We start from the raw sequence: 26,742 nt of genomic DNA on the forward strand, positions 1-26,742 counted from the left end.
TTTCCGTCATTATTACTGTATGCAGCGCGGACTCTAACACGCTGTTTTCATACCGCAACCTCATGGCAGCAACGTGACAAAAATCACACAACCACCCTACATCAACGATACAAATAGGTGATTTACTTCACAAAAAACCGTTAAAAATGAAAAACTAAACAGATTTGTAGACAAACACCGCGCCTTATATGTGATTTACATCGCACTTTACAGGCGCTTGTTTGTTTTATTTATGTGATGTTAATCACAATTTATTTTCCCTCTCGTCTGCCAAACTCATCTTATCCAGAATACCTATCCGCTAAGATCGCCTCGCTAAAAGAGGCTAATTAGGGATAGTTCGTGCCAGTTACCCCTCTGAGCACATTCATTAAATTTTGCTGCTGAACCGGCAATGCTGCCACCATACCGTTATATTGCGCCACCTGCTGTGGCGTACGGAATTGCACAGATGCACCGTTAAATACGGCCTGATCGCCCTGAGCTTGAAGGAAATCCCCAACCTGAATCAGGCTTTGTGTAAACGACGTGGCATTCGGAATAGCAGGCAACAACGCATTCGTCGGCTGTATTACCGTCCGCGCATACAGTCGCTCATAAGGAATTTGCACCTCTTCCGGCTGTTTTAATGTGCGGTGGGCATTGTCAGCCTGCGCTTTCGCCGTCTGAACATGCTGCGCCAACAGGCTCATGGTTCCAACAGATTGCCTCAGTGCATCACGCTGTGTCAGATAGTCTTTAGGGACGCGAATACGAGAAATTTGCCCCAGCATCGGCGTCAAACTGCCGGATACGGCCTGATTAAACTGCTGAGAAAAGGTGGTTAAAATCGCGTAATCGTTGGTGAAATTGCCAAAATTCTTCTTTTGCTCTTCCGTCAATGCGGGCAGTTTCCCATCCTGCTGCGACTGCACGCTTTGCAGGAACGCAATGAATGCCTTCCGCTGCTCGGCTTCGCTGTCACCGCAGGCAGCAAGCTGCAATGCCGCCAGAATAACCAGAACTGGCAGCAGCCAGCGTGAACGGTACGTCATCAGCCTTCTCATTCCCTACTCCCGTTATGCTTACTGCCCCGCCAGCCGTGCTTTATACAGACAGAAACACGCTAGCGACGGATTTTCCATGACAAGATTTTCTACGACATAAGCATAGTCGAATCAGGCTGGCTGTGCAGAAAAAGGCCAAGCCTGACAGCAGGATTTTACCAGTGGAGTAGTCACTCGATGCGGGTTGCAACAGCAAGATGAGGAGTTCTGGAATGCAGAAAAAATAACCCCCGAACAGGAGAACCTATTCGGGGGCTAAGATTACGGTGATGCTATCGCCGTTATTGCAGCACGGAAATATCCGCAACCTGCAAGAACAGCTCACGCAGTTGGCTCAGCAGCGTCAGGCGGTTCACTCGAACCTGCTCATCTTCCGCCATTACCATCACCTGATCGAAGAATGCATCGACAGGTTCACGCAGTGAGGCCAGCTCAACCAGTGCTTCCTGATAGCGACCTTCAGCAAACAGCGGTGTCAGTTTGTCACGCAGCACGACAAGGTGCGTTGCCAGCGTAATTTCCGCCGCGTCTTTCAATACAGCCGCATTGACGCTCTCATTCAGCGTATCGGTAGACTTCGCCAGAATGTTGGAAACACGCTTGTTAGCCGCTGCCAGCGCCGCTGCTGCATCCAGCGAACGGAAGTGACTAACCGCTTTCACGCGGGCATCGAAATCAGCCGGACGAGTTGGACGGCGCGCCAATACCGCCTGAATGGTATCCACGCTGTGGCCTTCTTCCTGATACCAAGCACGGAAACGACCGAGCATAAACTCAATCACCTCATCCACAGCCTTGGTATTAGTCAGCTTGGTGCCATACAGACGCACAGCTTCTTCGGTCAGCATCTGCAAATCGAGCGGCAGACGTTTTTCGACGATGATGCGCAGCACACCGAGGGCAGCACGACGCAGTGCAAACGGGTCTTTGTCGCCTTTTGGATGTTGGCCGATGCCAAAAATCCCGGCCAGCGAATCCATTTTGTCAGCAATCGCCAACGCACAAGCCACGGCAGAAGACGGCAGTTCATCACCCGCAAAGCGCGGCTGATACTGTTCATTCAGTGCAACAGCAACATCTTCCGCTTCACCATCATGACGCGCATAGTGCATCCCCATCACGCCCTGCGTGTCGGTGAATTCGAACACCATGTTGGTCATCAAATCACACTTGGACAGCAAACCCGCACGCGTCGCGTGATTCACATCGGCACCAATCTGAGCAGCAACCCAGCCTGCCAGTGCCTGAATACGGTCGGTTTTGTCGCGCAATGAACCCAACTGCTGCTGGAATAAGACGGTTTCCAGACGCGGTAGGTGATCTTCCAGACGCTTCTTACGGTCAGTATTGAAGAAGAACTCGGCGTCAGCTAAGCGCGGGCGCACCACTTTTTCGTTACCGGAGATAATCTGCTGTGGATCTTTGGATTCGATATTGGCAACAAAGATGAAGTGAGGCAGCAGATTGCCGCTGTTGTCGTAAACCGGGAAATACTTCTGGTCACCTTTCATGGTGTAAACCAGCGCTTCGGACGGCACGGCGAGGAATTTTTCTTCAAATTTCGCGGTCAGTACCACCGGCCATTCCACCAGCGAGGTAACCTCTTCCAGCAGGCTGTCGCTCAGATCGGCATTACCGCCAATCTTGCGTGCGGCTTCTTCCGCATCGGCTTTGATTTTGGCTTTACGCGTATCGTAGTCAGCAACGACTTTACCGCGTTCCAGCAGAATTTGCGGGTACTGTTCGGCGTTATCGATCGTGAATTCAGCTTCACCCATAAAGCGGTGACCGCGAATAGTACGAGCAGAGTGAATACCCAATACCTGACCGGGGATCAGTTCCTCACCCAGTAGCAGGGTTACGGTGTGCACCGGACGGACAAACTGGGTTTCTTTATCGCTCCAGCGCATCAGTTTTGGGATAGGCAGCTTTGATAATGCGGTGCTTACCATACCAGCCAGCAACGCCTGCGCCTGCTCACCTTTAGCATGGGCGCGATACAGCAGCCACTCGCCTTTGTCGGTAGTCAAACGTTCAGCCTGCTCAACGGTGATACCACAGCCACGCGCCCAGCCTTCTGCCGCTTTGGTTGGCTTCCCTTCAGCATCAAACGCTTGAGAAATCGCTGGACCCCGTTTTTCTACTTCACGATCGGGCTGAGAAGCGCTTAAACGTGCCACTTTCAGCGCCAGACGGCGTGGCGCAGCAAACCAGCTTACGTCCCCGTGCGCCAGATTGGCGGCATCCAGCTCCGCCGTGAAATTAGCGGCAAAGGATTCTGCCAGATTACGGAGAGCCTTCGGCGGCAGCTCTTCCGTGCCAATTTCCACCAGAAAAGTCTTGTCAGTCATGGCTGCCTCTTAGCTCTCTTTCTTATTACACATCGGGAAACCCAGAGCCTCACGAGAGGCATAATAGGCTTCCGCAACCGCTTTGGTCAGGGTACGAATACGCAGAATGTAGCGCTGACGCTCGGTAACCGAGATCGCTTTACGCGCATCCAGCAGGTTAAAGCTGTGCGCCGCTTTCAAAATACGTTCGTAAGCCGGTAAAGGCAGCGGTTTTTCCAGCGCCAGCAGATGCTGCGCTTCTTTCTCATATTGCTCGAAACAGCTGAACAGGAAATCGACATCAGCGTGTTCAAAGTTGTAGGTCGATTGCTCAACTTCATTTTGATGGAACACGTCGCCGTAGGTGGTTTTACCTAACGGGCCATCGCTCCAGACCAGATCGTAAACGCTATCAACGCCCTGAATGTACATCGCCAGACGTTCCAGACCGTAGGTGATCTCACCGGTTACCGGTTTACATTCCAAACCGCCAACCTGCTGGAAGTAGGTAAACTGCGTAACTTCCATACCGTTCAACCAGACTTCCCAACCCAGGCCCCAAGCACCCAGCGTCGGGTTTTCCCAGTTGTCTTCCACGAAGCGGATATCGTGAATGGTCGGATCCAAACCCAGTTCTTTCAGAGAGCCGAGATACAGCTCCTGAATATTCTCCGGAGATGGCTTAATGACGACCTGAAACTGGTAATAGTGCTGTAAGCGGTTCGGATTTTCGCCATAGCGTCCATCGGTCGGACGACGAGAAGGCTGCACATAGGCGGCGGCCATTGGCTCCGGCCCCAGTGCCCGCAGGCAGGTCATAGGATGTGAAGTGCCTGCGCCGACTTCCATGTCCAATGGTTGAACAATGGTGCAGCCCTGGCGAGCCCAGTAATCCTGTAACGTCAGGATCAGGCCCTGGAAGGTCTTGGTATCAAACTTTTGCATGTTGGATTCGCGCGCGATACAAGTGGATTTATAAGGAATGCGCCAGTATACCCTCTGACCGCAAGATATACAGCCAGAATGCGGTAACAAGTGCAAATCCCCGTCATCATCGTTCAAGTTCCGAGATCAACTGGAAAAAACGGTCTGCAACATCTTCAAACTCAGTAGCAGTAACAATGCCGCAAAGGCCTTTTTCAGCGTCGCAACCGGCAAACGGTGCGCCAGACGAGCGCCGACAGGCGCAGTGAAGAAACTGACGGCAGAAATCAAGAGAACGGCGGGCAGAGAAACATAGCCGATACTGTAATCAGGCAGCCCGTTCGCCGACCAACCGTTGATCATGTAGCCCAGCGCACCGGAAAGGGCAATCGGTAACCCGACCGCTGCCGACGTACCGATTGCCTGCTGAATACGCACGTTGCACCACGTCAGGAACGGCACCGTGAGCGACCCACCACCGATGGCCACTAACGCCGAAATGCTGCCAATCACCAGCCCTGCGAACGAAACACCAGCCGTACCGGGCAACTGGCGCTGCGGTTTTGGCTTGATATTCAACACCATTTGCAGAGAAACGTAGGCCATAAAGCAGGAAAAAAAGATTGCCAGCGTCCGCGTCGGCAACAGCGTCGCCAGCCAGGTAGCGGCGAATGTCCCGATCAGTATCGCTGGTGTAATCCGCACCACCACAGGCCAAAGCACCGCCTGATGCTGATGGTGAGTGCGCAGACTGGAAATTGCCGTGACAACAATCGCCGCCATTGACGTTCCCAACGCCAGATGCACCAAATGGGTATTATCTACACCCTGTGCGGCAAATAGCGCCGTCAGCACTGGCACCATAATGCCGCCACCGCCGATGCCCAATAACCCCGCCATAAAACCCACTACCGCACCTAATGTCAGATAGGCTGCTACCCACTCCACTGCCATTCCCTGTTCCCCTGTTTATGCTTTTCTTATGATCAATGAATAGCCTTGAGCTAAATGAACAGCCCTGAGCGAATAAAACAGCCTGAGCTGTTGGCAAAGCATTATTCACGATTCCACGACGACTTTCCGCCCCATCCGCACATAACCTTTCATATCTGCGAGCACGCCCGCAAAACGCTGGTTGCATATACAGCACTATGAATGTCATGATCTCCCCACATTGCGGCAGACCGCATTACAATGAACTGTGCGTCCAAATACCAACGGCACAACCGAATCAGGAGAAAGGAATGCAACGCTGCGGCTGGGTTACACAAGACACCTTATATCAGGATTACCACGATAACGAGTGGGGTAAGCCCTGCACCGACAGCCAGAAGCTCTTTGAGCTATTGTGTCTGGAGGGCCAGCAGGCCGGTCTTTCCTGGATCACCGTACTGAAAAAACGCGAAAACTATCGCCGTTGCTTTCACCAGTTTAATCCTGAACAGGTGGCGAAAATGACGCAGGATGACGTAGATCGATTAGTGCAGGACAGCGGTATTATCCGCCACCGTGGGAAAATCGAGGCGATCATCACCAATGCAAAAGTGTGGGTGGAGATGGAAAGTCAGGGAGAGAGTTTCTCGCACTTCATTTGGTCTTTTGTCGAACACCAGCCACGTCTCAATCATCCCGCTTCGCTCGCAGACGTCCCAGCTAAAACTGACGTTTCAGATGCCATGTCCAAAGCCTTGAAGAAACGCGGCTTCAAATTTATTGGTTCAACTATCTGTTATGCCTTCATGCAGGCAGGTGGATTGGTCAACGACCATGTCACCGACTGTTTTTGTCATCAGGAAAGCACCTCGTGATCCGCCCTTACCGCGGCCTCGATCTCGAACCACTGATGCAGCTCTGGTTGAAGAGCACCATTCTAGCGCATCCCTTCATTCGTGAAGATTACTGGCGAGAAAGTGCCACCGCGGTACGTGAAATCTATATCCCCCAGTCTCAAACCTGGGTTTATGAAGAGCAAGGAAGCCTTATCGGCTTTATCAGCGTGCTGGAAGCGCGGTTTATCGGTGCGCTATTTGTGGAACAAGACTATTACGGCAAACAGATTGGCGCTGCGCTAATTCAGCATGTTCAGGCACAGTTCCCTTTACTCAGCCTGGAAGTGTATCAGCAGAATACGCGCGCCTGCCGGTTCTACCATAAGCAGGGTTTCATCATTGTTGAGGAGAACGTCAATCAGGATACGCAAGCGACTGCGCTGATCATGCAGTGGGCAAAACGGGTGAGGGAGCAGTAAATCCCGCTCCCTCTGGTTCAATGGGTCATCTCTGAGCTATCGATTCAACCGGATATCAGAACGTTGTCCAGTTATCGTTCCCGTTATCCCGCGACGCCAGCGTCGGCAGACGAGCCGTAGCCTTATTACCCGAATTTGGATTACCGGTATTCGAACCTTGCAGCCTTGCCAGCCCCGCAACATCCTTATCGGATATGCGGAAAACCGACATTAGTGTTGCCAACTTCGACGCTTGTTCTTGCAACGAGTTTGCCGCAGCCGAAGATTCGCTCACCATCGAGGCATTCTGCTGGATAGTGGTATCCATTTCAGCCACCGCACTGCCAATTTGGGCAATACCACGACTCTGCTCATCCGATGCTGAGGAGATTTCCCCCATGATGTCATTCACACGACTCACGGAAGCGACAATGTCATCCATCGTCGTTCCCGCACGAGAAACCAACTCGGTCCCGGCATCCACGCGAGAAACCGATTCGGAGATCAGGGTTTCAATCTCTTTTGCGGCCTGTGAACTGCGCTGAGCAAGACTACGAACTTCACTGGCGACCACCGCAAATCCGCGCCCTTGCTCACCGGCTCGTGCCGCTTCCACGGCCGCATTCAATGCCAGAATATTGGTCTGGAAAGCGATGCTATTAATGACACTCGTGATATCAGAGATCTTCTTCGAACTCCCTGAAATATCGCTCATAGTATTAATCACGCGGTTAATAATATCTCCGCCGCGGTTGGCATTGGTTGAGGCTTCTCCGGCAATCTGGCTGGCATGTCGGGCATTCTCGGCGTTATTCTTCACGGTGGCCGTTAACTCTTCCATACTGGCCGCCGTTTCTACAATCGCCGCTGATTGCTGCTCGGTACGTGATGACAAATCATTATTGCCTGATGCAATGTCAGCGGAAGCGCTCTCAACGCTGTACACGCTCTGACGAATATCCGTCATTAAATGACGTAATTTCTCCGTCATCACCATCATGGCCGCCGTTAATTGCCCCAGCTCATCATGCCGTTCCACCGTAACATTCGCAGAGAGATCGCCACCAGCGATCCGCTCCGCCAGCTTCAAGTTGGTGATAATCGGTCGGGTAATTTGTCGCGTGACAGACCATGCGATCAGTAGACCGAAGACAATGGCAATCGCCCCTAAAACCAGCGTTTGCAGTACGGAGCTATTGATAATGTCATCATTCTTCGCGCCAAGCTTTTGCAGAATACTGCCGATATCGCTCGTCATTTTGTCTCCGGTTGCCCGGAACTTAACATCTGTGGTTTTTAACTGCCCCAGCCGCGCGTAATACTGTTCTGCCGTTTGATGATAATTTTCAAATGCTTGCCAAAACGAATCGACTACGCGACGGCGATCGCTACTGACCGATGATGCCAGCGAATCATAGGATGTCTTCGATTCGGCATAGACCTGTTTCTGTGCATTAAACGCGGCTTCGCTATTCTCTCTTTGTAAGGTGTAGGTACTGTTGACCAGTTTCAGGAACAGCAGCGAGAGAGCTTCCTTCTGCATAGACAACGAATTTTCATCTGCGCCGACGGGGAGATTGGTCATAAATGCCGTTAATGCATCAGAGGCATTCATCTGGCTGATTTTCTTTGCCGTCTCGACCACCGCATTTGCGGCGGCTTTCATGCTATTCAGATCGGTATCATAATTCGAAAAATCCTGATCAAGATTATTAAAATCAGAGAGATAAATCGATTCCCACGTTAGCGCTTTCGCTTTTTCTTTTTGCTGATTTGCCTGACTAATGTAGGTATTAAGGTTCTTGATATTGTCATCCGCAAAGGTGAATGAATATTTCACTCTCGCCATTTTTGACTGATCGAGATAATGATTCATTTCATTCAAAATCGTCGTTTTAACATACAAATCGTGAATGATGAAAAATCGTACCGCACCAACACCAGACGCGATCATTACCAACAACAGGACAATACCGAAACCGCCATACAGCTTATGAGAAACCTTGAGATTACTCATAATCCTGGTAAAAAAATGCATTTCCGCCCCCATTAACAATACCAATGTCTAAAACATCACCATGTCAAAAAACATCCCCGTAAATAACGTTATCGGTTTTTTGTAGTAATGCTTTATCAAGAAATGAGTGATAAAAATCACAAAGGAAATATTTTAATCAAACCATCATAAAGGAAAATCATGCAGGCCATCTGCACGCGGCAGTGAAGCGTCTGTATGCGATCGTTCATCACATCAATCGTGCAAATTCCCCATTAATCGTGATTAACCTTGGGCAGATGCGGGGGCGGTATCGCTTGCAGTCTCTCGCCAGCTACGCGATTATTCGATGAGCTATTTCTACGTTAACTTCCTTAATCTGCTGGAGTTTGTGATGAAACCTAGCGTTATCCTGTATAAAAAAGTGGCTGACGACCTACGCGCTCGTTTAGACCAACACTTCACCGTCACTGAACTTGACGCTTTTCCTGCCCTTGACCATCCCGCTTTGGCAACGGCCGAAGGCATCATTGGTTCCGGCGGCAAAGTCGATAAAGACTTCCTACAACACGCACCGCGTTTACGCGCGGCTTCTACCATTTCTGTCGGTTATGACACCTTTAACGTCGACGCGCTGAATGAAAAAGGGGTGATTCTCATGCATACCCCGACCGTGCTAACGGAAACGGTGGCGGATACCGTTCTGGCACTGATGCTCGCCAGTGCGCGTCGGGTCGTGGAAGTAGCTGAACGGGTCAAAGCTGGCGAATGGAAAGGTGGTGTTGGCAGCGACTGGTTTGGCACCGACGTTCACCATAAAACCATCGGTATTCTGGGGATGGGACGCATCGGTCTGGCCGTCGCACAGCGCGCTCACTTTGGTTTCAGCATGCCGGTACTGTACAACGCACGCCGTCATCACGCCGAAGCGGAAGAACGCTTTAATGCCCGCCACTGCGATCTCGATACGCTATTGGCCGAATCTGATTTCCTCTGTATCACACTGCCGCTGACGGCGGAAACTCACCATCTCATTGGCCGCGAACAACTGGCAAAAATGAAGCCCAGCGCTATTTTAATCAATATCGGTCGTGGTGCCGTTGTGGATGAAGACGCGTTAACGGAAGCATTGGTGAAAGGGACAATTCAGGGCGCAGGACTGGATGTTTTTGTCCAAGAACCGTTACCTGTCGATTCTCCACTGCTGGATTTACCCAACGTCGTGGCACTGCCGCATATCGGTTCTGCGACACACGAAACACGCTACGATATGGCCGCCTGTGCCGTCGATAATCTGATTGCCGCCTTGAGCGGTCAGGTAAAAGAAAACTGCGTGAATCCGCAGGTTTTGAAATAACTCTCAGTCGACCTTAGCGCTGCGACGATTTTTTCGCAGCGCTACTATCTCCCACTTAATAACCCCATCATCACACGCGAAATGCGGTTATTTTCCGCTAAAAATCACGCTTTTCCCTACCTAAAAACTGGATAACCAATGCCAGTATTGTTCTTTGCTGTTTCCTACCGCCTATGGAAGTATCGCCTGTAACGAGCGGTTAACGTTTTCCGCTTCAGAACGTAATCGCTCAAAAAATTCACCTGACAAACCAATATCTTAATAAAAATAATCACATGTAGGGACAATCATCGTGGCAACTTTTTTGCATCCTCATCAGAAACTCACTATTTTTGCTTCGCTACTCCTTCTGGGCAGCGCGCTGAGCGTACAAGCGGCGAACGACGCACCGAAAATCGGCGGCACACTGGTTTATCTGGAACAGCAGCCACACACCAATCTCTATACGCCCGCGGGCGGTTTTTATCCGAACGGCGGCATTCTCAACCAGATTACCGATAAACTGACGTATCAGAACCCAGAAACGCTGGAGATCGAACCCTGGGTTGCAGAATCCTGGACCATCAACGCGGATAACACCGAATACACGTTCAAGATTCGCCCCGGCGTCAGCTTCTCTGATGGCACGCCGCTGGATGCCAACGCGGTAGCGAAAAACTTCGATACTTACGGTCTAGGGAACACGGCGCTCAACCAGCCTGTTTCGGAAGTCATCAACAATTACCTGCGCAGTGAAGTTATCGATCCGTTGACGGTGAAATTTTATTTTAAGAAGCCTTCGCCGGGTTTCTTGCAAGGCACTTCAGCAATCGGTTCTGGTTTGGTTTCTCTCAGTACACTTGAGCGCAATTTCAATCAGTTAGGCAATGCCAAAAACATTATTGGCTCCGGCCCCTTCGTGGTGAGCAGCGAGAAACTGGGACGCGAACTGAAGCTGACTGCCCGTAAGGATTACGACTGGGCCCCAGTTAAATCGAAGCACCAGGGGCGCGCCTATCTGGACGGCATTACCTATCTGGTCACCCCGGAAGACAGCGTGCGTATCGGCGCGTTAGTCTCTGGTCAGGCTGACTTCATTCGTCAGATTCAAGCCTATGATGAAAAACGGGTACAAAGTCAGGGCTTCAACCTTTATGCCCCGCCTACGCGCGGCGTCAATAACAGCGTGGTTTTCCGCCCCGATAACCCGCTGGTAGCCGATATCCGCGTGCGTAAAGCACTGCTACACGCCACCAACACCAAAGAGATCATTGATACGCTGTTCTCTGACAACTATCCACAGGCCACATCTCCGCTCGCCAAAACTGCCGCAGGCTATGTCGACCTCGCCAACAAGCTGACATTCGATCCTGCACAGGCCAACAAACTGTTAGATGAAGCAGGCTGGAAAACCGGTCCCCAAGGATTACGACAGAAAGACGGCAAAACGCTGGAACTGACCGCCTATGAATCACTGCCGCAGCCGCAGAACAAAGAAACCCTGCAACTGGTTTCTCAACAGTGGGCAAAAGTCGGCGTGAAGCTGAATGTGTTAGCGGGCGATGCAGGCAGCAAAACCGTGGATAGCCTCGATCCGCTGAAAACCGGCGTGGCACCCGCGATGGTCGGACGCGCCGACCCGGATGTGCTGAAAAGCCAGTATTACCCGACGGTACGTAACGTCCTGCTGCAAAAAGGTGGCTCCAGCGACAAGGTGAAGGACTTTGTTGACCCGCATCTGAATGCGCTGCTGGATGGCATCGCCGCAGAAACCGACCGTAGCAAGCGGCTGACGCTAGTCGGGGAAGTGCAGGGCTACCTGATCGATCAAGCCTACGTCATTCCCATTTTTGAAGAACCGCAGGTGTTTGCAGGCGCACCCGCCACAAAAGGCATCGCGTTTGAAGCCGTTGGACGCCCTAGCTTTTACAACACCTGGCTAGATAAGTAACACAGAAGAGAGAGGCATCATCATGAACCGATATCTGGCACTGCGCATCGGTCAGGCACTGCTCGTGCTGTGGGCGGCATTCACCCTGTCTTTTATCCTGCTTCAGGCGATGCCGGGTGATGCCGTACTGATCAAGTTTCAAAACCCAGAGCTTGGCCTAAGCGCCGAGCAGATCGCACAGTTGCGTTTGTCCTACGGTGCCGATACGCCAGTACTCACGCAGTATTTTCATGCGATAGCGCAGATACTGCGTGGCGATCTTGGCCTGTCTATTCAGGCTGGCGTGCCAGTCACTGAGCTTATCGCCGCGAATCTGCCCCCCACATTACTGCTCGCCGTGCTGGGCTTCATCGCAGCGGGTTTATTAGCGTTTGCCCTCGCGTTCTTATCAACGCTGACACCGTTTCAGTGGCTGCGAACCGCACTGCAATCTCTGCCGTCGCTATTTATTTCCGTGCCGACATTCTGGCTCGGCATCGTGCTGATTCAGATCTTCTCTTTCCGTTTAGGGTTGATTCCCGTGATTAACCCCGGCGAATGGGAAGGACTGATTTTGCCGGTTCTCACACTGGCGCTACCGATTTCGGCCCCGCTGGCTCAGGTGCTGATGCGCAGTATCGATCAGGTACAAACCCAGCCGTTTGTTGCCGTCGCCCGTGCGAAAGGGGCTAGCCGCAGCGGCGTGCTCTGGCGGCATATCGCCCGTAACGCCATGCTGCCCACGCTGACCATCGCCGGTTTACTGTTGGGCGAGCTGATTGCGGGCGCGCTGATTACCGAAACCGTGTTTGGCCGTAACGGGCTCGGACAGTTAACGCAGGAAGCCGTGAACTATCAAGACAGCAGCGTGTTACAGGCCATCGTACTGATTTCCGCCGCCGCCTTTGTTGTCGTCAATCTGGCCGTCGATCTGCTTTATCCCCTTCTCGATCCGCGCCTGAAAAGAACGCCAGGAGCCACGCTATGACTACCGTTCAACTGGAAAAAATCACCTTTCCCCTTCTGCGTAAGCGACCGCTTCTGCGTCGCTATGCCTTTCAGCCGGGACTGCTGCTGGCCTGGCTGGTGATACTGACTGTCGCGCTTTGGGCACTGTTTCCCGGCTGGTTTACCAGCTACAACCCGACGGAAGGCATCGCGGGTGCCCAGCGGCTAACACCTGACGCCGACTACTGGCTCGGTACCGATCAGTTAGGACGCGATCTCTATGCGCGCATCGTTTACGGCGCAGTGCACTCGCTGTCTGGCGCAGTTATCGCCGTCGGGCTGGGTCTGGTGCTCGGCAGCCTGTTCGGTCTCTTGGCTGGTGCCGTTGGCGGCTGGCTGGATAGCGTCGTTATGCGCAGCATTGATGTATTGCTGGCAATCCCCGGCCTGCTGCTGGCGCTGAGCGTCATCATTCTGCTGGGTTTCGGCACGGTCAACGCCGCGATTGCCGTGGGCGTCACCTCCGTCGCCAGCTTTACCCGACTGGTGCGTTCAGAGGTATTGCGCGTGCGCCACAGCGACTATGTCGAAGCAGCCTATGGCAGCGGCGGCACCTTTTTCAGCGTGCTGTGGCGACACATTTTGCCGAATTCATTAACCACCGTTTTCGCCTTCGCTGCCCTGCAATTCGGCAGCGCGATTCTGGCTATCTCCACGCTCAGCTTCCTCGGCTACGGCGCACCGCCACCCACGCCAGAATGGGGGCTGCTCATCGCCGAAGGCCGCAACTACATCGCAACCGCCTGGTGGCTAACCACCTTCCCCGGTCTGATTGTTGTACTCGTTGTGCTGTCGGCTAACCGCATCAGCCAGTCGATCAGGAGAACAGAACGATGAGCCTGTCAGCCAGCTTACAAACCAGCGCGGCGGTGCCCGTACTGGCTCTGGAGAATGTCACGATTGCCTACCGCAGCGACGATCGCGAGCAGACCGTCGTGGAAGGTGTCTCTTTCCATATTCAGCCCGGCGAAGTCGTGGCGCTGGTAGGGGAATCTGGTTCAGGCAAGACCACCACCGCGCAGGCCGTCATCGGCTTACTGGCCGAGAATGGTAGGCTCACGCGCGGCGCTATTCGGCTAAACGGTGTAGATATCAGCGGCTGGTCGCAAAAGCGGCTGGACAGCGTGCGCGGCGCGCAGATCAGTCTGATCCCACAAGATCCCACCAGTTCCCTAAATCCAGTGCAGACTATCGGCGAGCAGGTGGATGAGATTCTGCGTATTCATCAGCGGGAAGATCGCCAGACTATCCGCCAGAAAACGCTGGCGCTGCTGGAGCGCGTTGGTCTGAGTCAGCCGGAACTGCGGGCGAGGCAGTATCCGCACGAGTTGTCCGGCGGCATGAAACAGCGCGTATTGATAGCGATTGCGATTGCGCTGAAACCAGCTTTGATTATTGCCGATGAGCCCACCAGCGCACTGGATGTCACGGTGCAGAAACGTATTCTCGATCTGCTCGATGAGTTACGGCGCGAGAATGGGACCGCGGTGCTGTTCGTCACTCACGATCTGGGCGTGGCCGCTGAACGAGCCGATCGTCTGCTGGTCTTTCAGAACGGCTACATTCAGGAACAAGGCCCAACGCTTGACGTGCTCAGCGCACCTTCAAGCCACTATGCTCGCACGCTGCTGGCGAACGTCCCGTCGCTAAACCCAACCCCGCGGCCACCGCGCAGCCATGCATCTGACATCATTGTCTCGGTCGAAAATCTGGTGCAGACCTTTCCTCTGTCGAGCGGTAAAGGCGAGCATTTTCGCGCTGTGGATGACGTTTCTTTCAGCGTGGCACGCGGCACAACGCACGCGATTGTTGGCGAATCCGGCTCCGGTAAAACCACCACGGCACGCAGCTTGCTCGGGTTTCATCATCCCAGCGCCGGACGCATTCTGATCGACGGCACCGACATCACTCATCTGAAAGGCGAAGCACTGCGCCAGTTCCGGCAGAAAATTCAGTTGGTGTATCAAAACCCCTTTGGCTCGCTCGATCCGTCGCAGCGGCTGTACGACATCGTCGAGGAGCCGCTGCGCAATTTTAATCGCCATACCGCCGCGCAACGGGAGCGAAAAATTCATGAGATGTTCGAACGCGTTTCCTTACCGGTAGCGCTGCTGTCACGTAAGCCGCGTGAGCTGTCCGGCGGCCAGCGCCAACGCGTCGCCATCGCACGAGCACTGGTGCTGGAGCCGCAGGTGTTGGTATTGGACGAGGCCGTTTCCGCACTGGATGTCACGGTGCAAGCGCAGATTCTGCGTTTGCTGACCGAGCTACAGGAATCTCTGGGGCTGACCTATGTGTTCATCTCGCACGATTTGGCGGTAGTGCGCCAGATCACCGATACCGTTTCCGTGCTGTACCACGGCAAGCAGCTTGAATCCGGCCCAGTGGAGCGCATCTTCGCTCAGCCCGAGCATCGCTATACGCGTGAACTTATCGAGGCGATCCCCGGGCAGCATCATCCGGCGTTTGCCCGTTCACACCAATCCCCAATTCATACTGAAACCACATTCGCACTAAACCAAGGACTGTAAAATGGCAACGAAACGTCTGGGATTTTTCACACGGTTGCTGGATGACGTTTCCGCCCAGCAGCGCTATCGGCTGGCAACGGAACAGATCGTCAAAGCAGAACAGTTAGGATTCGACAGTGCCTGGGTCGCACAGCACCACTTTCACGCTGATGAAGGTGGGTTACCGTCACCGCTAGTGTTTCTGGCGCTGGTCGCGGCACGCACTCAACGCATTCAACTCGGCACTGGCGTGATTACGCTGCCAATGGAAGAACCGCTGCGCGTGGCGGAAGACACCGCCGTGCTCGATTTACTCAGCAACGGTAGGCTGGAAGTCGGCGTGGGTTCCGGCGGCACGCCGTCCTCATTTGCCGCGTTCGGTCACGACAGCACGCAGCGTGGGCAGATCCTCGGGCGCTATCTGGAGAAGCTGCGCGCCGCATGGCGGGGCGAGGCTCTGAGCGAAGACGGTAATCAGCTCTATCCCGCTGCGCCGCACTTAGATAAGCGTGTCTGGCAGGCTACATTTTCCATCGAGGGTGCAGAGCGGGCGGGCAAAGCGGGCGATGGCCTGATGCTATCTCGTACCCAACCGCGCCCGGAACATTTTCCAGACGCCACGCTCGCTGACCTGCAAAACCCGATGATCGACGCCTATCTGGCTGCGCTGCCTGCTGGCGTCGTACCACGTATCCTCAGTTCACGCAGCGTCTTCGTGGCTGACGATCGTCAACTGGCGTTGAGTCTGGCGGAGAAAGGGCTTAATCGTTCTGCCGCCCGCTCCGGTACGTTCCGCGCAATTCCTCACGACTCGATAGAGGCGCTGATCGCCTCCTTCGATAGCCATGTTGGCACTGCGCAGGATGTCACGGCGTCGCTTCGGGCAGACAGTTCGCTGGAGCGGGCGACGGATGTGACATTCCAGGTGCATTCCATCGATCCACCGCATGCGCTGATCCTTCGCTCGCTTGAATTGATTGCCACTCAGGTGGCACCCGCTTTGGGCTGGAAGCCCGCCGTCAAACAGAAAAGCCCACTCGGGCAGGAGATTGCATGACGCACGCTAACACCTTACACACCCATGACGTATTGGATGCACTAGCCGACATCAGCCCAGATTCTGCCCTCGCCGCAGCCAGAAAAACCCGTGAAGCGGCAACTCGCCACACCCAGGGAAGCTACGATGCGCTGTTTAATGCCGCAGCACACGACAACGCGACATTACCATTATCGCTGCGCTTCTGGTTTGCGACAAAAATCAGCGGCTGGCAGCAGGATGAGCAACTACAGCATTTTTATACCGAGCGGCTGGCGGACTTCCCAGAACCCGTGCTGACACCAGCGCTACAGCTGGCGCTAGATCACGCTGAACGCCTGACACAAACGCCCGTGCAAGCCGAACCATCACACGTCAAAGCGCTGGAGCAGGCAGGCTGGTCGGTAGACGACATCGTGACGCTGTCGCAACTCATCGCGTTTGTGAATTTTCAAAGCCGATTGCTGCGCGGCTATCGCCTGATTGCCGGTCATCGCGTTAGCCAGCCTCATTCGCAGGCAGCTGTCGCCGGTCAGTGGCATACCCAGCCGCAGGCGCACAGCGGCAAATCCACACCGCAGGCGTTCACTCAGGCAGAGCTAGGCTGGGAACCGTGGATTTCCCCCAAACCACTGGCAGCATTCAATGCCGACGAGCAGGCGATTCTGGCGCGCTTCGGCCACACCGATTCCGACTATTTCCGTCTCTTAGGGCGCAACTTGCCGGTGCTGGAACAGCGCACGCTGACGGATAAAGGGATTTTTTATACCTCCGGCGGCCTGCCGCGCAAGGAACGCGAACTCATTGCCGCCGTCACCAGCAAGGTCAACGGCTGCATCTATTGCGCCTCGGTGCATGCCCGTAAAGCCAGCCAGCTTTCCAAGCAAGACAGCGACGTGCAACGGCTACTGGATGTCGTTCCCGGTGGCGATTTGAGTATCGGCCAAAGCCCACGCTGGCAGGCGATTATCGATTTTTCGGCTCGCCTTTCCGCCACGCCCGCGCAGGTCAACGCAAACGACGTGAAACAGCTGCAAGAACAGGGATTAGATACGCTGGAGATTGTCGATGTGGTGCAGTCGGCCGCCTTCTTCTCATGGGCCAACCGGCTGATGCTTACGCTAGGCGAACCGTTCTGGCCGGAGAGTTAATCGGCCTTATGCGATAGCAAATCAGGCGACACAGTATCCGTGCCGCCTGTTGCTGTTTATTTTTTCAGGCAAGCAGGGAAATCCGCAGGCAATTCGCTGGCAGGGCAGTTGATGACGTCGTTATTGTTTTCCCCACAGTCGCGGATGAACGTAATGGTAGCGAACTCATCGATCACTTCAGTAGGGTAGGCTGGGCCCGCGTCGCGATACGCTTCCATTTCAGCAATATGTTCATTCTGGAAACACACCGTTTTTTCTGGGTTATTGATGATCCAACGTGGGAAGAAGATAGTGCCGTGGAAGACCTTATCGGCAATATTCGCAATCAGGCTGACATCCGTTCCCGTTGGTTCTGTCCATGAAATTTTATACACCTCGCGAGCGACCTGCACGATATGCACCTGCTGATCCCTCACCCAACGGTTACCCACAATGCCGCTATGAATACGGTAGTCTATTGTGTTGGCATTTTTGACATACAGCTCGTAATTCCAGCCATTATCGTAGGTATATACCAGATGTTTCCCGACAAAGTGACTCAGGTCGTGTTGGTTAAATGCGGGCATGATAGTTCTCCTTAAGTGTGTAAATTCACTCTATAGCTTTCCTAATTCGATGAATAACGCTATTTTTCAGGGAAAATCATTCAATATTTAGATATATCAAAGATGCTAGCAAAGACGACGCTGGAACAATGGGAGATACTTCAGGCAGTTATCGATTTGGGCGGCTATACGCAGGCGGCCAATGCGCTTCACCGCAGCCAGTCTTCGGTCAGCTACCAGCTTTCGCTGCTGCAAGAGCGACTGGGTGTCGAGCTACTCACGATAAACGGGCGTAAAGCCGAGCTGACGCCAGAGGGAGAAAGCCTGCTGGCACAGGCACGACCCGTAATACGTTCGTTTCATGCGCTGGAAGCCCGCGCTCACTCGCTGAAAATGGGTGAGCAGACTAGCATCAATCTGGTGGTTGACAGCACCTTCCCCAAAGATCGCCTGTTCCACTTGCTTAGCACCTTTCAGAAGCAGCATCCGGCTACACGTATCCACCTAACTGAGGTGCTGCGTAATGAAACGTCGGCCCAGTTGAAGGCGCGAGATGCAGATATTTATATCATTACGCAGCGCGAGATCGACGGCTGCGCTGGGCGATGGTTGATGAACGTTGATTTTGTCGCGGTCGCGCACAGCCACCACCCGCTTTTTTCACTCCCCACGCCATTAAGTCATGAGTCGCTGTCTCGCTACCCTTGCGTAGAGATTGTGACGCGAACAACCCCACATCCGCAGCCAGCATCTGCCGAGAGCTGGACATTCACAACATTTGAAGCGGCAACGCAGGCCGTTTTGCATCAGGTCGGTTACGGCTGGCTGCCAGAAGCGCGGATTTCAGAGCACATTACGCGGGGCGAATTACACATATTGCCGTTACAACAAGGGGAAAGGCGCACCACCCCACTCTATCTGTTAGCCGAAGAGAAAGGGCAGCCGCTCAGCAAAGAAATCATGACGCTCATCGAGCTACTGTTCGATAGGCTCTGATGTATGGCAATCGGGTCATAAATGAGCCAAATATTAATAATTAATATAAATAAGTATTAAATATGGACAACAAGAAAATTTACAGGCTATATTTAAACCATAAATGAGGTAAATTCAAAAATAGAGTCCATTTATGAATACTCCCACCACTGCGCCAACATTACTAAAGCTCGACGCCATTAGCGAAGCTATCGACGAACTACGGCACGAACTCGCACGTAGCGATGCCTCCAACAAAGAAGTTGTGCTGGAAGACCACATTCATTCGCTGGATGTATTTGGCGTTCAGCTAAATACGCGACGTAAAGCGTTGGGCATCGAACTTTCTACGCTTGAGTTACAGACAGGCGTATCCATATCCACCTTAAAACGCCTATTCAACGATCCCGCTCAGGTGAAATTTGCCACGGTTTATAACGTCTGCTCTGCGTTAGGGATAAAACTGTGCGCCGTCAGGTAAAGGTCTATCTTTACGGTGTCCATATCGGCCAGTTAAGTCAGGATGATGAAGGCTATCTGTTTGAATACAAAAAATCCTATCTCGGCCCACCGCTATCATTGAGCTTACCGCTACAGACCGGAGTATTTCGCAGCAAATCATTACCACCTTATTTTGCCTCGTTAGCCCCCGAAGGCTGGCTCCGGCGACAGTACAGTCAGTTTCAACATCTGGATGAGAAGGATTTATTCGGCATCCTCATCCAAAACGGTAAAAACCTGATCGGCGCAGTACAACTGATCGCGGAGGATAAGTCATGACAAGATGTCGAATTTTGCTGACACCGCTAGCACATGAAGAAGAAATTGCCACAGGCTATAGCCGTAAAGGGTTGAAGCATCTCGCGGGGTCAATACATGCTTCCCCGACGTTACGTTTCACACGCCAGCAATTCATGCACGACCTGCCACAAACGCAGAAAGGCATGAGTATTTCTGGTTATCAGCCCAAGATTCAGATGGTATTAGAAGATCGAACGTTTACCGTCGTGGATCATCAAGGGCTATATATTCTCAAACCCTCACCGATCGAATTTCCCCATTTGGCAGAAAACGAACATGCCACAATGACGCTAATGGCGCGTCTGGGATTTACCGTCCCACCACACGGATTACTTCGCTTTAAACCGGAAAAGACTGATGAAGAGCCTGAGTTTGCTTTCGTTATTAAGCGTTTCGATCGCGACGAAAAAACAGGTCACCCTATCCATCAGGAACAGTTGGACGGTGCGATGGGGATCGGTGAAAAATTCGGTAAAATACGTGCAGATGGCAGACAATACGTCAGTTACGAGAGGTTGGCGTTATTCCTTAGCGAACACGTTAATGACAATATTGTCTTCAAAATAGATCTGTTCCGCCGCATCGCTTACGCCTACATGCTGGGTAACAACGACATGCACCTGCGTAATTTTGGCCTGATACATTCATGTTCAGGCCAGTTCATGCTGGCCCCCATTTATGATTTTGTTTCCGTCGCCCCTTATCCCGCCTATTTTTCTTCCTGCTTCATGGCATTACCGCTGTTGATGCAAGAAGAAGGTGACGAGGTACTCGCACCAGGGTTTGAAACCGCATATGGCGAATACCTTGGTATGGATTTCATGCTGTTCGGTCAGCATATTGGGCTAAGTGAAAACCTCACTAGGAAGTTACTGGCAGACCTCATCAAAGAAGCTGAATACGTTGAATCGACCTATCGGGATTCCTTTATGCCTGCGGACGCGATTGACGCAACGCTGCGGTGCTATCGACACCGTCTGAATCTTATGAGCATTCTCGATGCAAAGCGGATTTAGTGATTAGTAATCAAACGCTTTAATCACATCACTGCTAACGTCAGCGCAATGGCACGAAGCTTACCGCCGCGAGAACGCCAGACGTGCGGCGAACGCTAAAAAGACCACGCCCGTTGTTCGATCCATCCATTTAACCACCGAGCCACGACGCAGAAAACGCGCCAGCGGGCGTGTGGCTGCAATCAGCGTGGACGACCACAGCGTGCCGATAAAGACATGAATAAGAACAAGCAGGTAAGTCCATAGCACGACCGAGTGACCAACGGGGATAAACTGCGGCAGGAATGAAACGTAGAACACACCGACTTTCGGATTTAATACGTTACCCAGCATGCCGCGGAGAAACCAGTTTTGATGTTTCGGCGTAGTTTGTGACGCAGTCATCACCAGTTCGGTTCTGGGTTTCAGGATCATTTGCAGACCTAACCAGCAAAGATAAGCCGCACCGCACCATTTCAGGATGTTATAGGCCAGCTCCGACGCAGCAATCAGCGTTCCCAGACCAAACGCCACCATCGCTCCCCAAATCAGGCAGCCAACGTTAATCCCAAACGCGGCATGGAAAGCTTTCTTACTGCCTTCTACGGTAGCGGTGCGTAGAATCAGCGCGGTATCTAAACCCGGCGTCAGGGTCAGTAACGTCGCGGCAAACGTAAAAGCAATCAGCGATTCGGTCAAGGTCACGGTAATTCATTACTCCAACAGGGGAAAACCACAAAACGTACCATTCTCTACGTAATATACGGCAGAGCCTGACCCTCCCCAACTACTCTCTTCAGCCAGATCGCATAACGACAGGTCACCGTTTGGCCTTGATTCAGAAAGCGTAAATAAGCTCCCCCGATAGGTTACCTTCCGCTACGCTATCCGGAAGACAATGATTCACGACACAGGCGCAACACCATGATAAAACGCTTCATCCTCACACTCACCTTATTGACGCTTTCCGCATCATCACTAGCGCAAGATGCCCTGCCGGACGCGGTGAAAAGCATCGAAAAACAGGGTATTACAATCATTAAGCCGTTTACTGCGCCCGGCGGCGTACAAGGCTGGCTGGGCAGTTATCAGGGCGTGGGAGTGACTATCTACTTAACCCCTGACGGTAAGCATGCCATTTCGGGCTATATGTATGATGAACACGGTAACAACCTCAGCGAAGCGCTGATTCAGCAAGAAGTATATGTTCCTGCCGGTCGGGAGATGTGGCAGAAATTACAGCAAGCGCCATTTATCACCGAAGGGTCGAAGGATGCGCCGCGTAAAATCATCGTATTTGCCGACCCGTTCTGCCCGTACTGCAAACAGTTCTGGCAGCAAGCACAACCGTGGGTGAAAGCAGGAAAAGTGCAACTGCAAACGTTGCTGGTCGGCGTGATCAAACCGGAAAGCGGACGTTATGCCGCAGCGATTCTTGCCGCCAGCGATCCAGCCAAAGCCTGGCATGAATATGAGCTATCGAATGGCAAAACGGTGCCTCCGTTCCCCGAAAGTTCTTCACGCGATATCTGGAATAGCATTCAGCTTAATCAGCGGCTGATGGATGAACTGGGTGCGAACGTCACGCCAGCCATCTATTACCTGAACGATAAGGATGAGCTACAGCAGGTCGTCGGGCTGCCGGATGAAAAGCAGTTAGCGGAGATGATGGGGAAATAGACGCAGGAGGGAATATCCCTCCTGACGTTTTCTCTTAGCGATGCGACCAGTAAGCCATAAAGTTGATCGTCTCTTTATCGAGGTGACGCTCGTCGAGCAGATAGCGGCGCAGTCGCTTGATGGCAGAGGATTCTCCCGCGACCCAGGCATAAAACGGTCGGTTCGCCGTTGCGCGCTCCCAGAGTAGCTCGTCTTCGGGCGTCTCCTGTGCAATATCATCACGGTTGGTACAGGCGCTAGCGGGGATTTTCACGTCTTGTTGCACCGCAGCCAACAGGCGTTCACCCCATATTATGCTGCTGGTTTCCTCACGCGGCAGCCAGTGAATTTGCGCAAAAGGGAAGTCGCCAGGCGTTACGCAATCCCCCGCTTTTGGCACTTCAAAAAAAGCCTGTACCGACGGCGGGGAAGGCTGGGTCGCCAGTTGTTCAAGAATGCCCATGGCTGCTGGCAGCGCAGTTTCATCCGCAATCAACAACACCTGCTCAACGCCATCGTGCGGTGCCCACTCATAGCCACCGCTGTCGCCATCGGCTTCCGCGTTGGGCGCGACGATCTGTAGGGCATCGCCCGGCTTGGCATGACTCGCCCAGCTTGAGGCAGGCCCGGTATCGCCGTGCAGCACAAAGTCGATCGTTGCCTGCTGTAACTCACGGGAGACGGAGCGCAGCGTATAGGTCCGCAGAATCGGACGACGCTCACGCGGCAGCGTCAGATAGTCCTGATACCAGGTATCGCTCACTGCCATAGGCGTCAATTCGCCGCTTTCACTGGCGAACAGCAGTTTGATCCGCTGGTCCGGCGCATCCAGTTTCATCTGGCGCACTTCTGGGCCGGTAAACACACAGCGCGCTAATGAAGGCGAGAGCAGCGTCTTACTCTCTAAACGTAAATTGAACAACCGATAGGCTGAAGACGTTGTGCGGTTAGCTAAAGACATAGTGATAAAGCCGTATGTTTTGTAAGGAAAAATCAGTCAGCGGGATCAAACCCATTTACCGCAACTTATCATAAACAAAACACTAACGATAATCATTATCACCATTAAGGTAAATGCCGTGATAAAAGCGGCATTTTCTTCATCGCGTGTACAGAAAGCCACTCTGGTCAGGTACAAAAAATCAACAAAAGACTTGTTAACAGGTCTTTTGTTGATTACTTTAAAGACCTATTAACCGGTCATTAAAGGTCTGCCATGCCGAATATTATATTGAGTGATACCAGTGCCAGCGTCAGTGAACTGAAAAAGAACCCGATGGCAACGGTCAACGCTGGCGATGGCCTACCTGTCGCTATTCTGAACCGCAACCAGCCTGCGTTTTATTGCATTCCTGCGGATCTCTACGAAAAAATGCTGGATGCACTGGACGAACAGGAACTGGTTAAGCTGATTGGTGAACGGAAAAACCAGCCGCTGGTTGACGTGGATTTGGATAGTTTCCTATGAGCTATAGCGTCAAATTCAGGGAAGATGCGCTGAAAGAATGGCTAAAACTCGATAAAACCATCCAACAGCAATTTGCCAAAAAACTAAAAAAGTGCTGCGAAAATCCCCACATTCCTTCCGCAAAATTAAGAGGGATAAAGGATTGCTACAAAATAAAGCTCCGGGCGTCAGGCTTTCGCTTAGTTTATGAAGTCATTGACGACGTATTGATTATCGCCGTGGTGGCAGTAGGCAAGCGTGAACGTAGCGGCGTTTATCATCTGGCGAGTGAGCGAATGAGGTAGCGACGTTAGGCTAGGCATAAAAAATGCCGGCTAAATAGTTCACTATTCAACCAGCATGTTTTCGTCTTCCAGAAAAGCGATTAGAGCCGCTTCTCTACACGATTACCGCATCGTCACAAACTCTTCCGACGCAGTCGGGTGGATGGCGACGGTGTTGTCGAAGTCTTTCTTGGTGGCGCCCATTTTGACGGCGACCGCGAAGCCTTGCAGCATTTCATCCATACCAAAACCGATGCCGTGGATACCGACGATTTTTTCCTCTTTACCCACGCAGACCAGCTTCATACGACATGGCTGACGGTGCTGCGTCACAGCAGTGTACATCGCAGTGAAAGCGGATTTATACACTTTCACCTGATCGTCGCCGTACTGCTCACGCGCCTGCGGTTCGGTCAGCCCGACGGTACCAATCGGCGGGTGGCTGAAGACGACGGTTGGGATATTGCTGTAATCCAGATGCTCGTCCGGCTTGTTATTAAACAGACGCTCGGATAAACGACGCCCCGCGGCAACGGCAACCGGCGTTAGTTCGACGGCACCCGTGTTATCGCCCACGGCGTAAATACCAGAAACAGCGGTGTTCTGGAATTTATCGACATTGATGTAACCTTTGTCGTTCAGTTCCACGCCGGTAACACTCAGGTTCAGGTTATCCGTCGCTGGTTCACGACCAATCGCCCAAATCAGGCAATCGACGGTTTGTGACTGCCCGTTTTCCAACTCTAGCGTCAGGCTGCCATCGGCATTCTTCACTATCGCTTTCGGGATCGACTCGGTATGCAGCGTCGGCCCTTCGGTGTTCATCACTTCCACCAGCGTATCGACAATCAGCGGATCAAAGCTGCGCAGCGGTGCGTGTTTACGCACAAACAGGTGGGTTTCAGAGCCCAATCCGTTCAATACGCCAGCAATCTCCACTGCGATATAACCTGCACCGACGATAGCGGTACGCTTCGGCAGCGCGTCCAGCTCAAAGAAGCCGTCGGAATCAATTCCGTATTCTGCACCGGGAATGTTAGGGTGAACCGGACGACCGCCCGTCGCAATCAGGATATGGTCAGCCGTAATTTTCTCACCGTTCACTTCCACCGTGTGCGCATCGACAAAACGAGCAAAACCGTGGATGACATCGACCTTATTCTTACCCAGCACGTTATCGTAGGACTGGTGGATACGATCGATGTAGGCACTACGGTTCTTGACCAGCGTTCCCCAGTTAAACTGGTTCACCGTGGTATCGAACCCGTAATCTGGGCCGTACTGATGGATCGCTTCGGCAATCTGCGCCGCATGCCACATCACTTTCTTCGGCACACAGCCGACGTTGACGCAGGTGCCGCCCAGATATTTCGCTTCGATCAACGCACATTTTTGTCCATACATCGCCGCGCGGTTGATAGACGCGATACCGCCGCTGCCGCCGCCAATAGCAAGGTAGTCATAGTGTTTGGTCATCAGTGTATCCATGCTTAAGTGAATAAAATTTGCCTAGAGTGTAACGCCAGAGCCATATGTCCAATAAAGGTTATGCCTATGGTTGCGATAGGAAAAACCGACCGCGTCGCCCACAGCAATCGCGCACATTACTCCGGTACGATTTGCTCCACTAACGTATGTCCGGTGCCTTCCGGTACCAGCACATTATGCAGCCACGGCAGTATGTCCTTCATCTGTGCCGCCAGCTTCCACGGCGGGTTAATCACAATCATGCCGGACGCCGTCATACCGTAGCGATCGCTGTCAGGCAGCACGGCCAACTCAATTTGCAGAATGTTGCGAATGCCCGTGGCTTCCAGCTCTTTCAGCATGCGTTTGATATTCTGACGCAGCACAACCGGATACCACAGTGCAAATACGCCAGTGCCAAAGCGTTTATGCCCTTCCTTAATGCCTTTGACCACGGCCTGATAGTCCGTCTTCAGTTCATAAGGTGGGTCAATTAGCACAAATCCCCGACGAGAAAGCGGCGGCAACTGTGATTTCAGCTGCTGATAACCATCGTCACGCAACACTTTAGTGCGCGTATCTTTCTGAAACTCATTGCGCAGCAGTGGGAAATCGCTGGGGTGCAGCTCGGTCAGGTGGAGTTTGTCATACTCGCGCAGTAGCTGGCGTGCAATCAGCGGAGAACCAGGGTAATAGCGCAGTTGTCCACTGTGGTTATAGGTATGCACCGCCTGCATGTAAGGTTCGAGTTCAGCCGGAATGTCGTCACGCTGCCAGATTTTCGCGATGCCATCCAGATACTCCCCTGTGCGCTCGGCGTGCGGGCCGCTAAGCTGATAACGTCCGGCACCCGCATGGGTATCCAGATACAGGAAAGGTTTTTCTTTCTCTTTCAGGGCAGTGATGATCAGGCTCTGAACAGTGTGTTTCAGCACGTCGGCGTGATTGCCGGCATGGAAACTGTGGCGGTAACTTAGCATGCTTGCTTTCCGGTGAAGTTTTTATAAATAACGTCGATTAACCGACAGTATAACCGTCTGCGGCGGAAAATATCCCTTCAAACGCTTCACCCTGC

At 52.7% G+C, this 26,742-nt stretch carries 26 protein-coding genes; 16 read left to right on the plus strand and 10 right to left on the minus strand.

The genetic code is table 11. The features are described from left to right. Positions 1-329: 329 nt before the first annotated feature. The 4 genes from DUT67_RS21560 to DUT67_RS21575 form a co-directional block, all read right to left on the minus strand. Positions 330-1,034 (minus strand): DUF3053 domain-containing protein, encoded by a 705-nt coding sequence (locus DUT67_RS21560; protein ID WP_113632444.1) that lies wholly within the window; start codon positions 1,032-1,034, stop codon positions 330-332. A 293-nt stretch (positions 1,035-1,327) separates the two neighbouring features. Next, positions 1,328-3,397, minus strand: a complete 2,070-nt coding sequence (glyS, locus tag DUT67_RS21565; protein WP_113632445.1) for a glycine--tRNA ligase subunit beta — start codon at positions 3,395-3,397, stop codon at positions 1,328-1,330. A 9-nt stretch (positions 3,398-3,406) separates the two neighbouring features. After that, complete coding sequence (gene glyQ, locus DUT67_RS21570) at positions 3,407-4,321, minus strand: glycine--tRNA ligase subunit alpha (protein WP_048258168.1); 915 nt, start codon at positions 4,319-4,321, stop codon at positions 3,407-3,409. Between the two features lie 126 nt (positions 4,322-4,447). Then, positions 4,448-5,254 carry a sulfite exporter TauE/SafE family protein gene (locus DUT67_RS21575; protein ID WP_113632446.1) on the minus strand — a complete coding sequence of 269 codons (807 nt, stop codon included), beginning with the start codon at positions 5,252-5,254 and terminating at the stop codon, positions 4,448-4,450. Positions 5,255-5,544: 290 nt separating this feature from the next. Between DUT67_RS21575 and DUT67_RS21580 the strand changes: the two genes are divergently transcribed. Both DUT67_RS21580 and DUT67_RS21585 read left to right on the plus strand, forming a co-directional pair. After that, positions 5,545-6,108 carry a DNA-3-methyladenine glycosylase I gene (locus DUT67_RS21580; protein ID WP_048258165.1) on the plus strand — a complete coding sequence of 188 codons (564 nt, stop codon included), beginning with the start codon at positions 5,545-5,547 and terminating at the stop codon, positions 6,106-6,108. Then, positions 6,105-6,548 carry an N-acetyltransferase gene (locus tag DUT67_RS21585; RefSeq protein ID WP_048258164.1) on the plus strand — a complete coding sequence of 148 codons (444 nt, stop codon included), beginning with the start codon at positions 6,105-6,107 and terminating at the stop codon, positions 6,546-6,548. The genes DUT67_RS21580 and DUT67_RS21585 overlap by 4 nt, the downstream gene beginning before the upstream one ends. Positions 6,549-6,603: 55 nt before the next feature. Here the strand turns inward: DUT67_RS21585 and DUT67_RS21590 are convergent, their stop codons facing one another. Continuing rightward, complete coding sequence (locus tag DUT67_RS21590; protein ID WP_113632447.1) at positions 6,604-8,565, minus strand: methyl-accepting chemotaxis protein; 1,962 nt, start codon at positions 8,563-8,565, stop codon at positions 6,604-6,606. A gap of 352 nt (positions 8,566-8,917) precedes the next feature. Between DUT67_RS21590 and ghrB the strand changes: the two genes are divergently transcribed. The 7 genes from ghrB to DUT67_RS21625 all read left to right on the plus strand — a co-directional run bounded on the left by ghrB (position 8,918) and on the right by DUT67_RS21625 (position 17,494). After that, positions 8,918-9,880, plus strand: coding sequence for a glyoxylate/hydroxypyruvate reductase GhrB (ghrB, locus tag DUT67_RS21595; RefSeq protein WP_113632465.1), 963 nt, complete (start codon positions 8,918-8,920; stop codon positions 9,878-9,880). A 292-nt stretch (positions 9,881-10,172) separates the two neighbouring features. After that, positions 10,173-11,810 carry a TIGR04028 family ABC transporter substrate-binding protein gene (locus DUT67_RS21600; protein WP_113632448.1) on the plus strand — a complete coding sequence of 546 codons (1,638 nt, stop codon included), beginning with the start codon at positions 10,173-10,175 and terminating at the stop codon, positions 11,808-11,810. A 22-nt stretch (positions 11,811-11,832) separates the two neighbouring features. After that, on the plus strand, positions 11,833-12,777 hold the full coding sequence (locus DUT67_RS21605) for an ABC transporter permease (protein WP_113632449.1): 945 nt from the start codon (positions 11,833-11,835) through the stop codon (positions 12,775-12,777). After that, entirely contained in the window at positions 12,774-13,634 is an 861-nt protein-coding gene (locus DUT67_RS21610) for an ABC transporter permease (RefSeq protein ID WP_113632450.1), read from the plus strand. Before DUT67_RS21605 ends, DUT67_RS21610 begins: the two co-directional genes overlap by 4 nt. Then, a complete protein-coding gene (locus DUT67_RS21615; RefSeq protein WP_113632451.1) occupies positions 13,631-15,328 on the plus strand; it encodes an ABC transporter ATP-binding protein in 1,698 nt (565 codons plus the stop codon). Before DUT67_RS21610 ends, DUT67_RS21615 begins: the two co-directional genes overlap by 4 nt. A gap of 1 nt (position 15,329) precedes the next feature. Then, positions 15,330-16,364 carry a putative FMN-dependent luciferase-like monooxygenase gene (locus DUT67_RS21620; protein WP_113632452.1) on the plus strand — a complete coding sequence of 345 codons (1,035 nt, stop codon included), beginning with the start codon at positions 15,330-15,332 and terminating at the stop codon, positions 16,362-16,364. Further along, positions 16,361-17,494: an alkylhydroperoxidase domain protein gene (locus tag DUT67_RS21625; protein ID WP_113632453.1), complete on the plus strand. Its 1,134-nt coding sequence runs from the start codon at positions 16,361-16,363 to the stop codon at positions 17,492-17,494. Before DUT67_RS21620 ends, DUT67_RS21625 begins: the two co-directional genes overlap by 4 nt. Positions 17,495-17,550: 56 nt before the next feature. Here DUT67_RS21625 and DUT67_RS21630 read toward each other — a convergent pair whose 3' ends face one another. Further along, complete coding sequence (locus tag DUT67_RS21630) at positions 17,551-18,063, minus strand: phenolic acid decarboxylase (protein WP_189339523.1); 513 nt, start codon at positions 18,061-18,063, stop codon at positions 17,551-17,553. Positions 18,064-18,162: 99 nt separating this feature from the next. Between DUT67_RS21630 and DUT67_RS21635 the strand changes: the two genes are divergently transcribed. The 4 genes from DUT67_RS21635 (at position 18,163) to DUT67_RS21650 (ending at position 20,831) form a co-directional block, all read left to right on the plus strand. Continuing rightward, a complete protein-coding gene (locus tag DUT67_RS21635; protein WP_113632455.1) occupies positions 18,163-19,035 on the plus strand; it encodes a LysR family transcriptional regulator in 873 nt (290 codons plus the stop codon). A gap of 133 nt (positions 19,036-19,168) precedes the next feature. Next, complete coding sequence (locus DUT67_RS21640) at positions 19,169-19,495, plus strand: helix-turn-helix domain-containing protein (protein ID WP_048258153.1); 327 nt, start codon at positions 19,169-19,171, stop codon at positions 19,493-19,495. Further along, positions 19,480-19,794, plus strand: coding sequence for a HipA N-terminal domain-containing protein (locus tag DUT67_RS21645; protein WP_113632456.1), 315 nt, complete (start codon positions 19,480-19,482; stop codon positions 19,792-19,794). Before DUT67_RS21640 ends, DUT67_RS21645 begins: the two co-directional genes overlap by 16 nt. Further along, on the plus strand, positions 19,791-20,831 hold the full coding sequence (locus tag DUT67_RS21650; RefSeq protein ID WP_113632457.1) for a type II toxin-antitoxin system HipA family toxin: 1,041 nt from the start codon (positions 19,791-19,793) through the stop codon (positions 20,829-20,831). Before DUT67_RS21645 ends, DUT67_RS21650 begins: the two co-directional genes overlap by 4 nt. A 60-nt stretch (positions 20,832-20,891) precedes the next feature. Here DUT67_RS21650 and DUT67_RS21655 read toward each other — a convergent pair whose 3' ends face one another. Then, entirely contained in the window at positions 20,892-21,515 is a 624-nt protein-coding gene (locus DUT67_RS21655) for a LysE family translocator (protein ID WP_113632458.1), read from the minus strand. Positions 21,516-21,734: 219 nt separating this feature from the next. On the opposite strand from DUT67_RS21655, the gene dsbG reads away from it, so the two are divergent. Further along, positions 21,735-22,490, plus strand: a complete 756-nt coding sequence (gene dsbG, locus DUT67_RS21660) for a thiol:disulfide interchange protein DsbG (RefSeq protein ID WP_113632459.1) — start codon at positions 21,735-21,737, stop codon at positions 22,488-22,490. A gap of 34 nt (positions 22,491-22,524) precedes the next feature. Here dsbG and DUT67_RS21665 read toward each other — a convergent pair whose 3' ends face one another. Beyond that, positions 22,525-23,430 carry a siderophore-interacting protein gene (locus DUT67_RS21665; protein ID WP_113632460.1) on the minus strand — a complete coding sequence of 302 codons (906 nt, stop codon included), beginning with the start codon at positions 23,428-23,430 and terminating at the stop codon, positions 22,525-22,527. Positions 23,431-23,685: 255 nt separating this feature from the next. Between DUT67_RS21665 and DUT67_RS21670 the strand changes: the two genes are divergently transcribed. Together DUT67_RS21670 and DUT67_RS21675 are read left to right on the plus strand one after the other, a co-directional pair. Continuing rightward, positions 23,686-23,937: a type II toxin-antitoxin system Phd/YefM family antitoxin gene (locus tag DUT67_RS21670; RefSeq protein WP_048258146.1), complete on the plus strand. Its 252-nt coding sequence runs from the start codon at positions 23,686-23,688 to the stop codon at positions 23,935-23,937. Further along, a complete protein-coding gene (locus DUT67_RS21675; RefSeq protein WP_011091708.1) occupies positions 23,934-24,221 on the plus strand; it encodes a type II toxin-antitoxin system RelE/ParE family toxin in 288 nt (95 codons plus the stop codon). Before DUT67_RS21670 ends, DUT67_RS21675 begins: the two co-directional genes overlap by 4 nt. 102 nt (positions 24,222-24,323) lie before the next feature. Here the strand turns inward: DUT67_RS21675 and gorA are convergent, their stop codons facing one another. Next, positions 24,324-25,676: a glutathione-disulfide reductase gene (gene gorA, locus DUT67_RS21680; protein WP_113632461.1), complete on the minus strand. Its 1,353-nt coding sequence runs from the start codon at positions 25,674-25,676 to the stop codon at positions 24,324-24,326. A 128-nt stretch (positions 25,677-25,804) separates the two neighbouring features. Then, entirely contained in the window at positions 25,805-26,647 is an 843-nt protein-coding gene (locus DUT67_RS21685; protein WP_113626020.1) for a 23S rRNA (adenine(2030)-N(6))-methyltransferase RlmJ, read from the minus strand. Between the last annotated feature and the right edge of the window lie 95 nt (positions 26,648-26,742).

It is taken from the genome of Pectobacterium peruviense (assembly GCF_003312355.2).
In the GTDB taxonomy this organism is placed as follows: Bacteria; Pseudomonadota; Gammaproteobacteria; order Enterobacterales; family Enterobacteriaceae; genus Pectobacterium; species Pectobacterium peruviense.

Coding starts and splice junctions, on each gene's coding strand:
- DUT67_RS21560 (WP_113632444.1), bottom strand. CDS start 1,034: ATGACGTACCGTTCACGCTGGCTGCTGCCAGTTCTGGTTATTCTGGCG.
- glyS (WP_113632445.1), bottom strand. CDS start 3,397: ATGACTGACAAGACTTTTCTGGTGGAAATTGGCACGGAAGAGCTGCCG.
- glyQ (WP_048258168.1), bottom strand. CDS start 4,321: ATGCAAAAGTTTGATACCAAGACCTTCCAGGGCCTGATCCTGACGTTA.
- DUT67_RS21575 (WP_113632446.1), bottom strand. CDS start 5,254: ATGGCAGTGGAGTGGGTAGCAGCCTATCTGACATTAGGTGCGGTAGTG.
- DUT67_RS21580 (WP_048258165.1), top strand. CDS start 5,545: ATGCAACGCTGCGGCTGGGTTACACAAGACACCTTATATCAGGATTAC.
- DUT67_RS21590 (WP_113632447.1), bottom strand. CDS start 8,565: ATGCATTTTTTTACCAGGATTATGAGTAATCTCAAGGTTTCTCATAAG.
- ghrB (WP_113632465.1), top strand. CDS start 8,918: ATGAAACCTAGCGTTATCCTGTATAAAAAAGTGGCTGACGACCTACGC.
- DUT67_RS21605 (WP_113632449.1), top strand. CDS start 11,833: ATGAACCGATATCTGGCACTGCGCATCGGTCAGGCACTGCTCGTGCTG.
- DUT67_RS21610 (WP_113632450.1), top strand. CDS start 12,774: ATGACTACCGTTCAACTGGAAAAAATCACCTTTCCCCTTCTGCGTAAG.
- DUT67_RS21615 (WP_113632451.1), top strand. CDS start 13,631: ATGAGCCTGTCAGCCAGCTTACAAACCAGCGCGGCGGTGCCCGTACTG.
- DUT67_RS21620 (WP_113632452.1), top strand. CDS start 15,330: ATGGCAACGAAACGTCTGGGATTTTTCACACGGTTGCTGGATGACGTT.
- DUT67_RS21625 (WP_113632453.1), top strand. CDS start 16,361: ATGACGCACGCTAACACCTTACACACCCATGACGTATTGGATGCACTA.
- DUT67_RS21635 (WP_113632455.1), top strand. CDS start 18,163: ATGCTAGCAAAGACGACGCTGGAACAATGGGAGATACTTCAGGCAGTT.
- DUT67_RS21640 (WP_048258153.1), top strand. CDS start 19,169: ATGAATACTCCCACCACTGCGCCAACATTACTAAAGCTCGACGCCATT.
- DUT67_RS21650 (WP_113632457.1), top strand. CDS start 19,791: ATGACAAGATGTCGAATTTTGCTGACACCGCTAGCACATGAAGAAGAA.
- dsbG (WP_113632459.1), top strand. CDS start 21,735: ATGATAAAACGCTTCATCCTCACACTCACCTTATTGACGCTTTCCGCA.
- DUT67_RS21665 (WP_113632460.1), bottom strand. CDS start 23,430: ATGTCTTTAGCTAACCGCACAACGTCTTCAGCCTATCGGTTGTTCAAT.
- DUT67_RS21670 (WP_048258146.1), top strand. CDS start 23,686: ATGCCGAATATTATATTGAGTGATACCAGTGCCAGCGTCAGTGAACTG.
- DUT67_RS21675 (WP_011091708.1), top strand. CDS start 23,934: ATGAGCTATAGCGTCAAATTCAGGGAAGATGCGCTGAAAGAATGGCTA.
- gorA (WP_113632461.1), bottom strand. CDS start 25,676: ATGACCAAACACTATGACTACCTTGCTATTGGCGGCGGCAGCGGCGGT.
- DUT67_RS21685 (WP_113626020.1), bottom strand. CDS start 26,647: ATGCTAAGTTACCGCCACAGTTTCCATGCCGGCAATCACGCCGACGTG.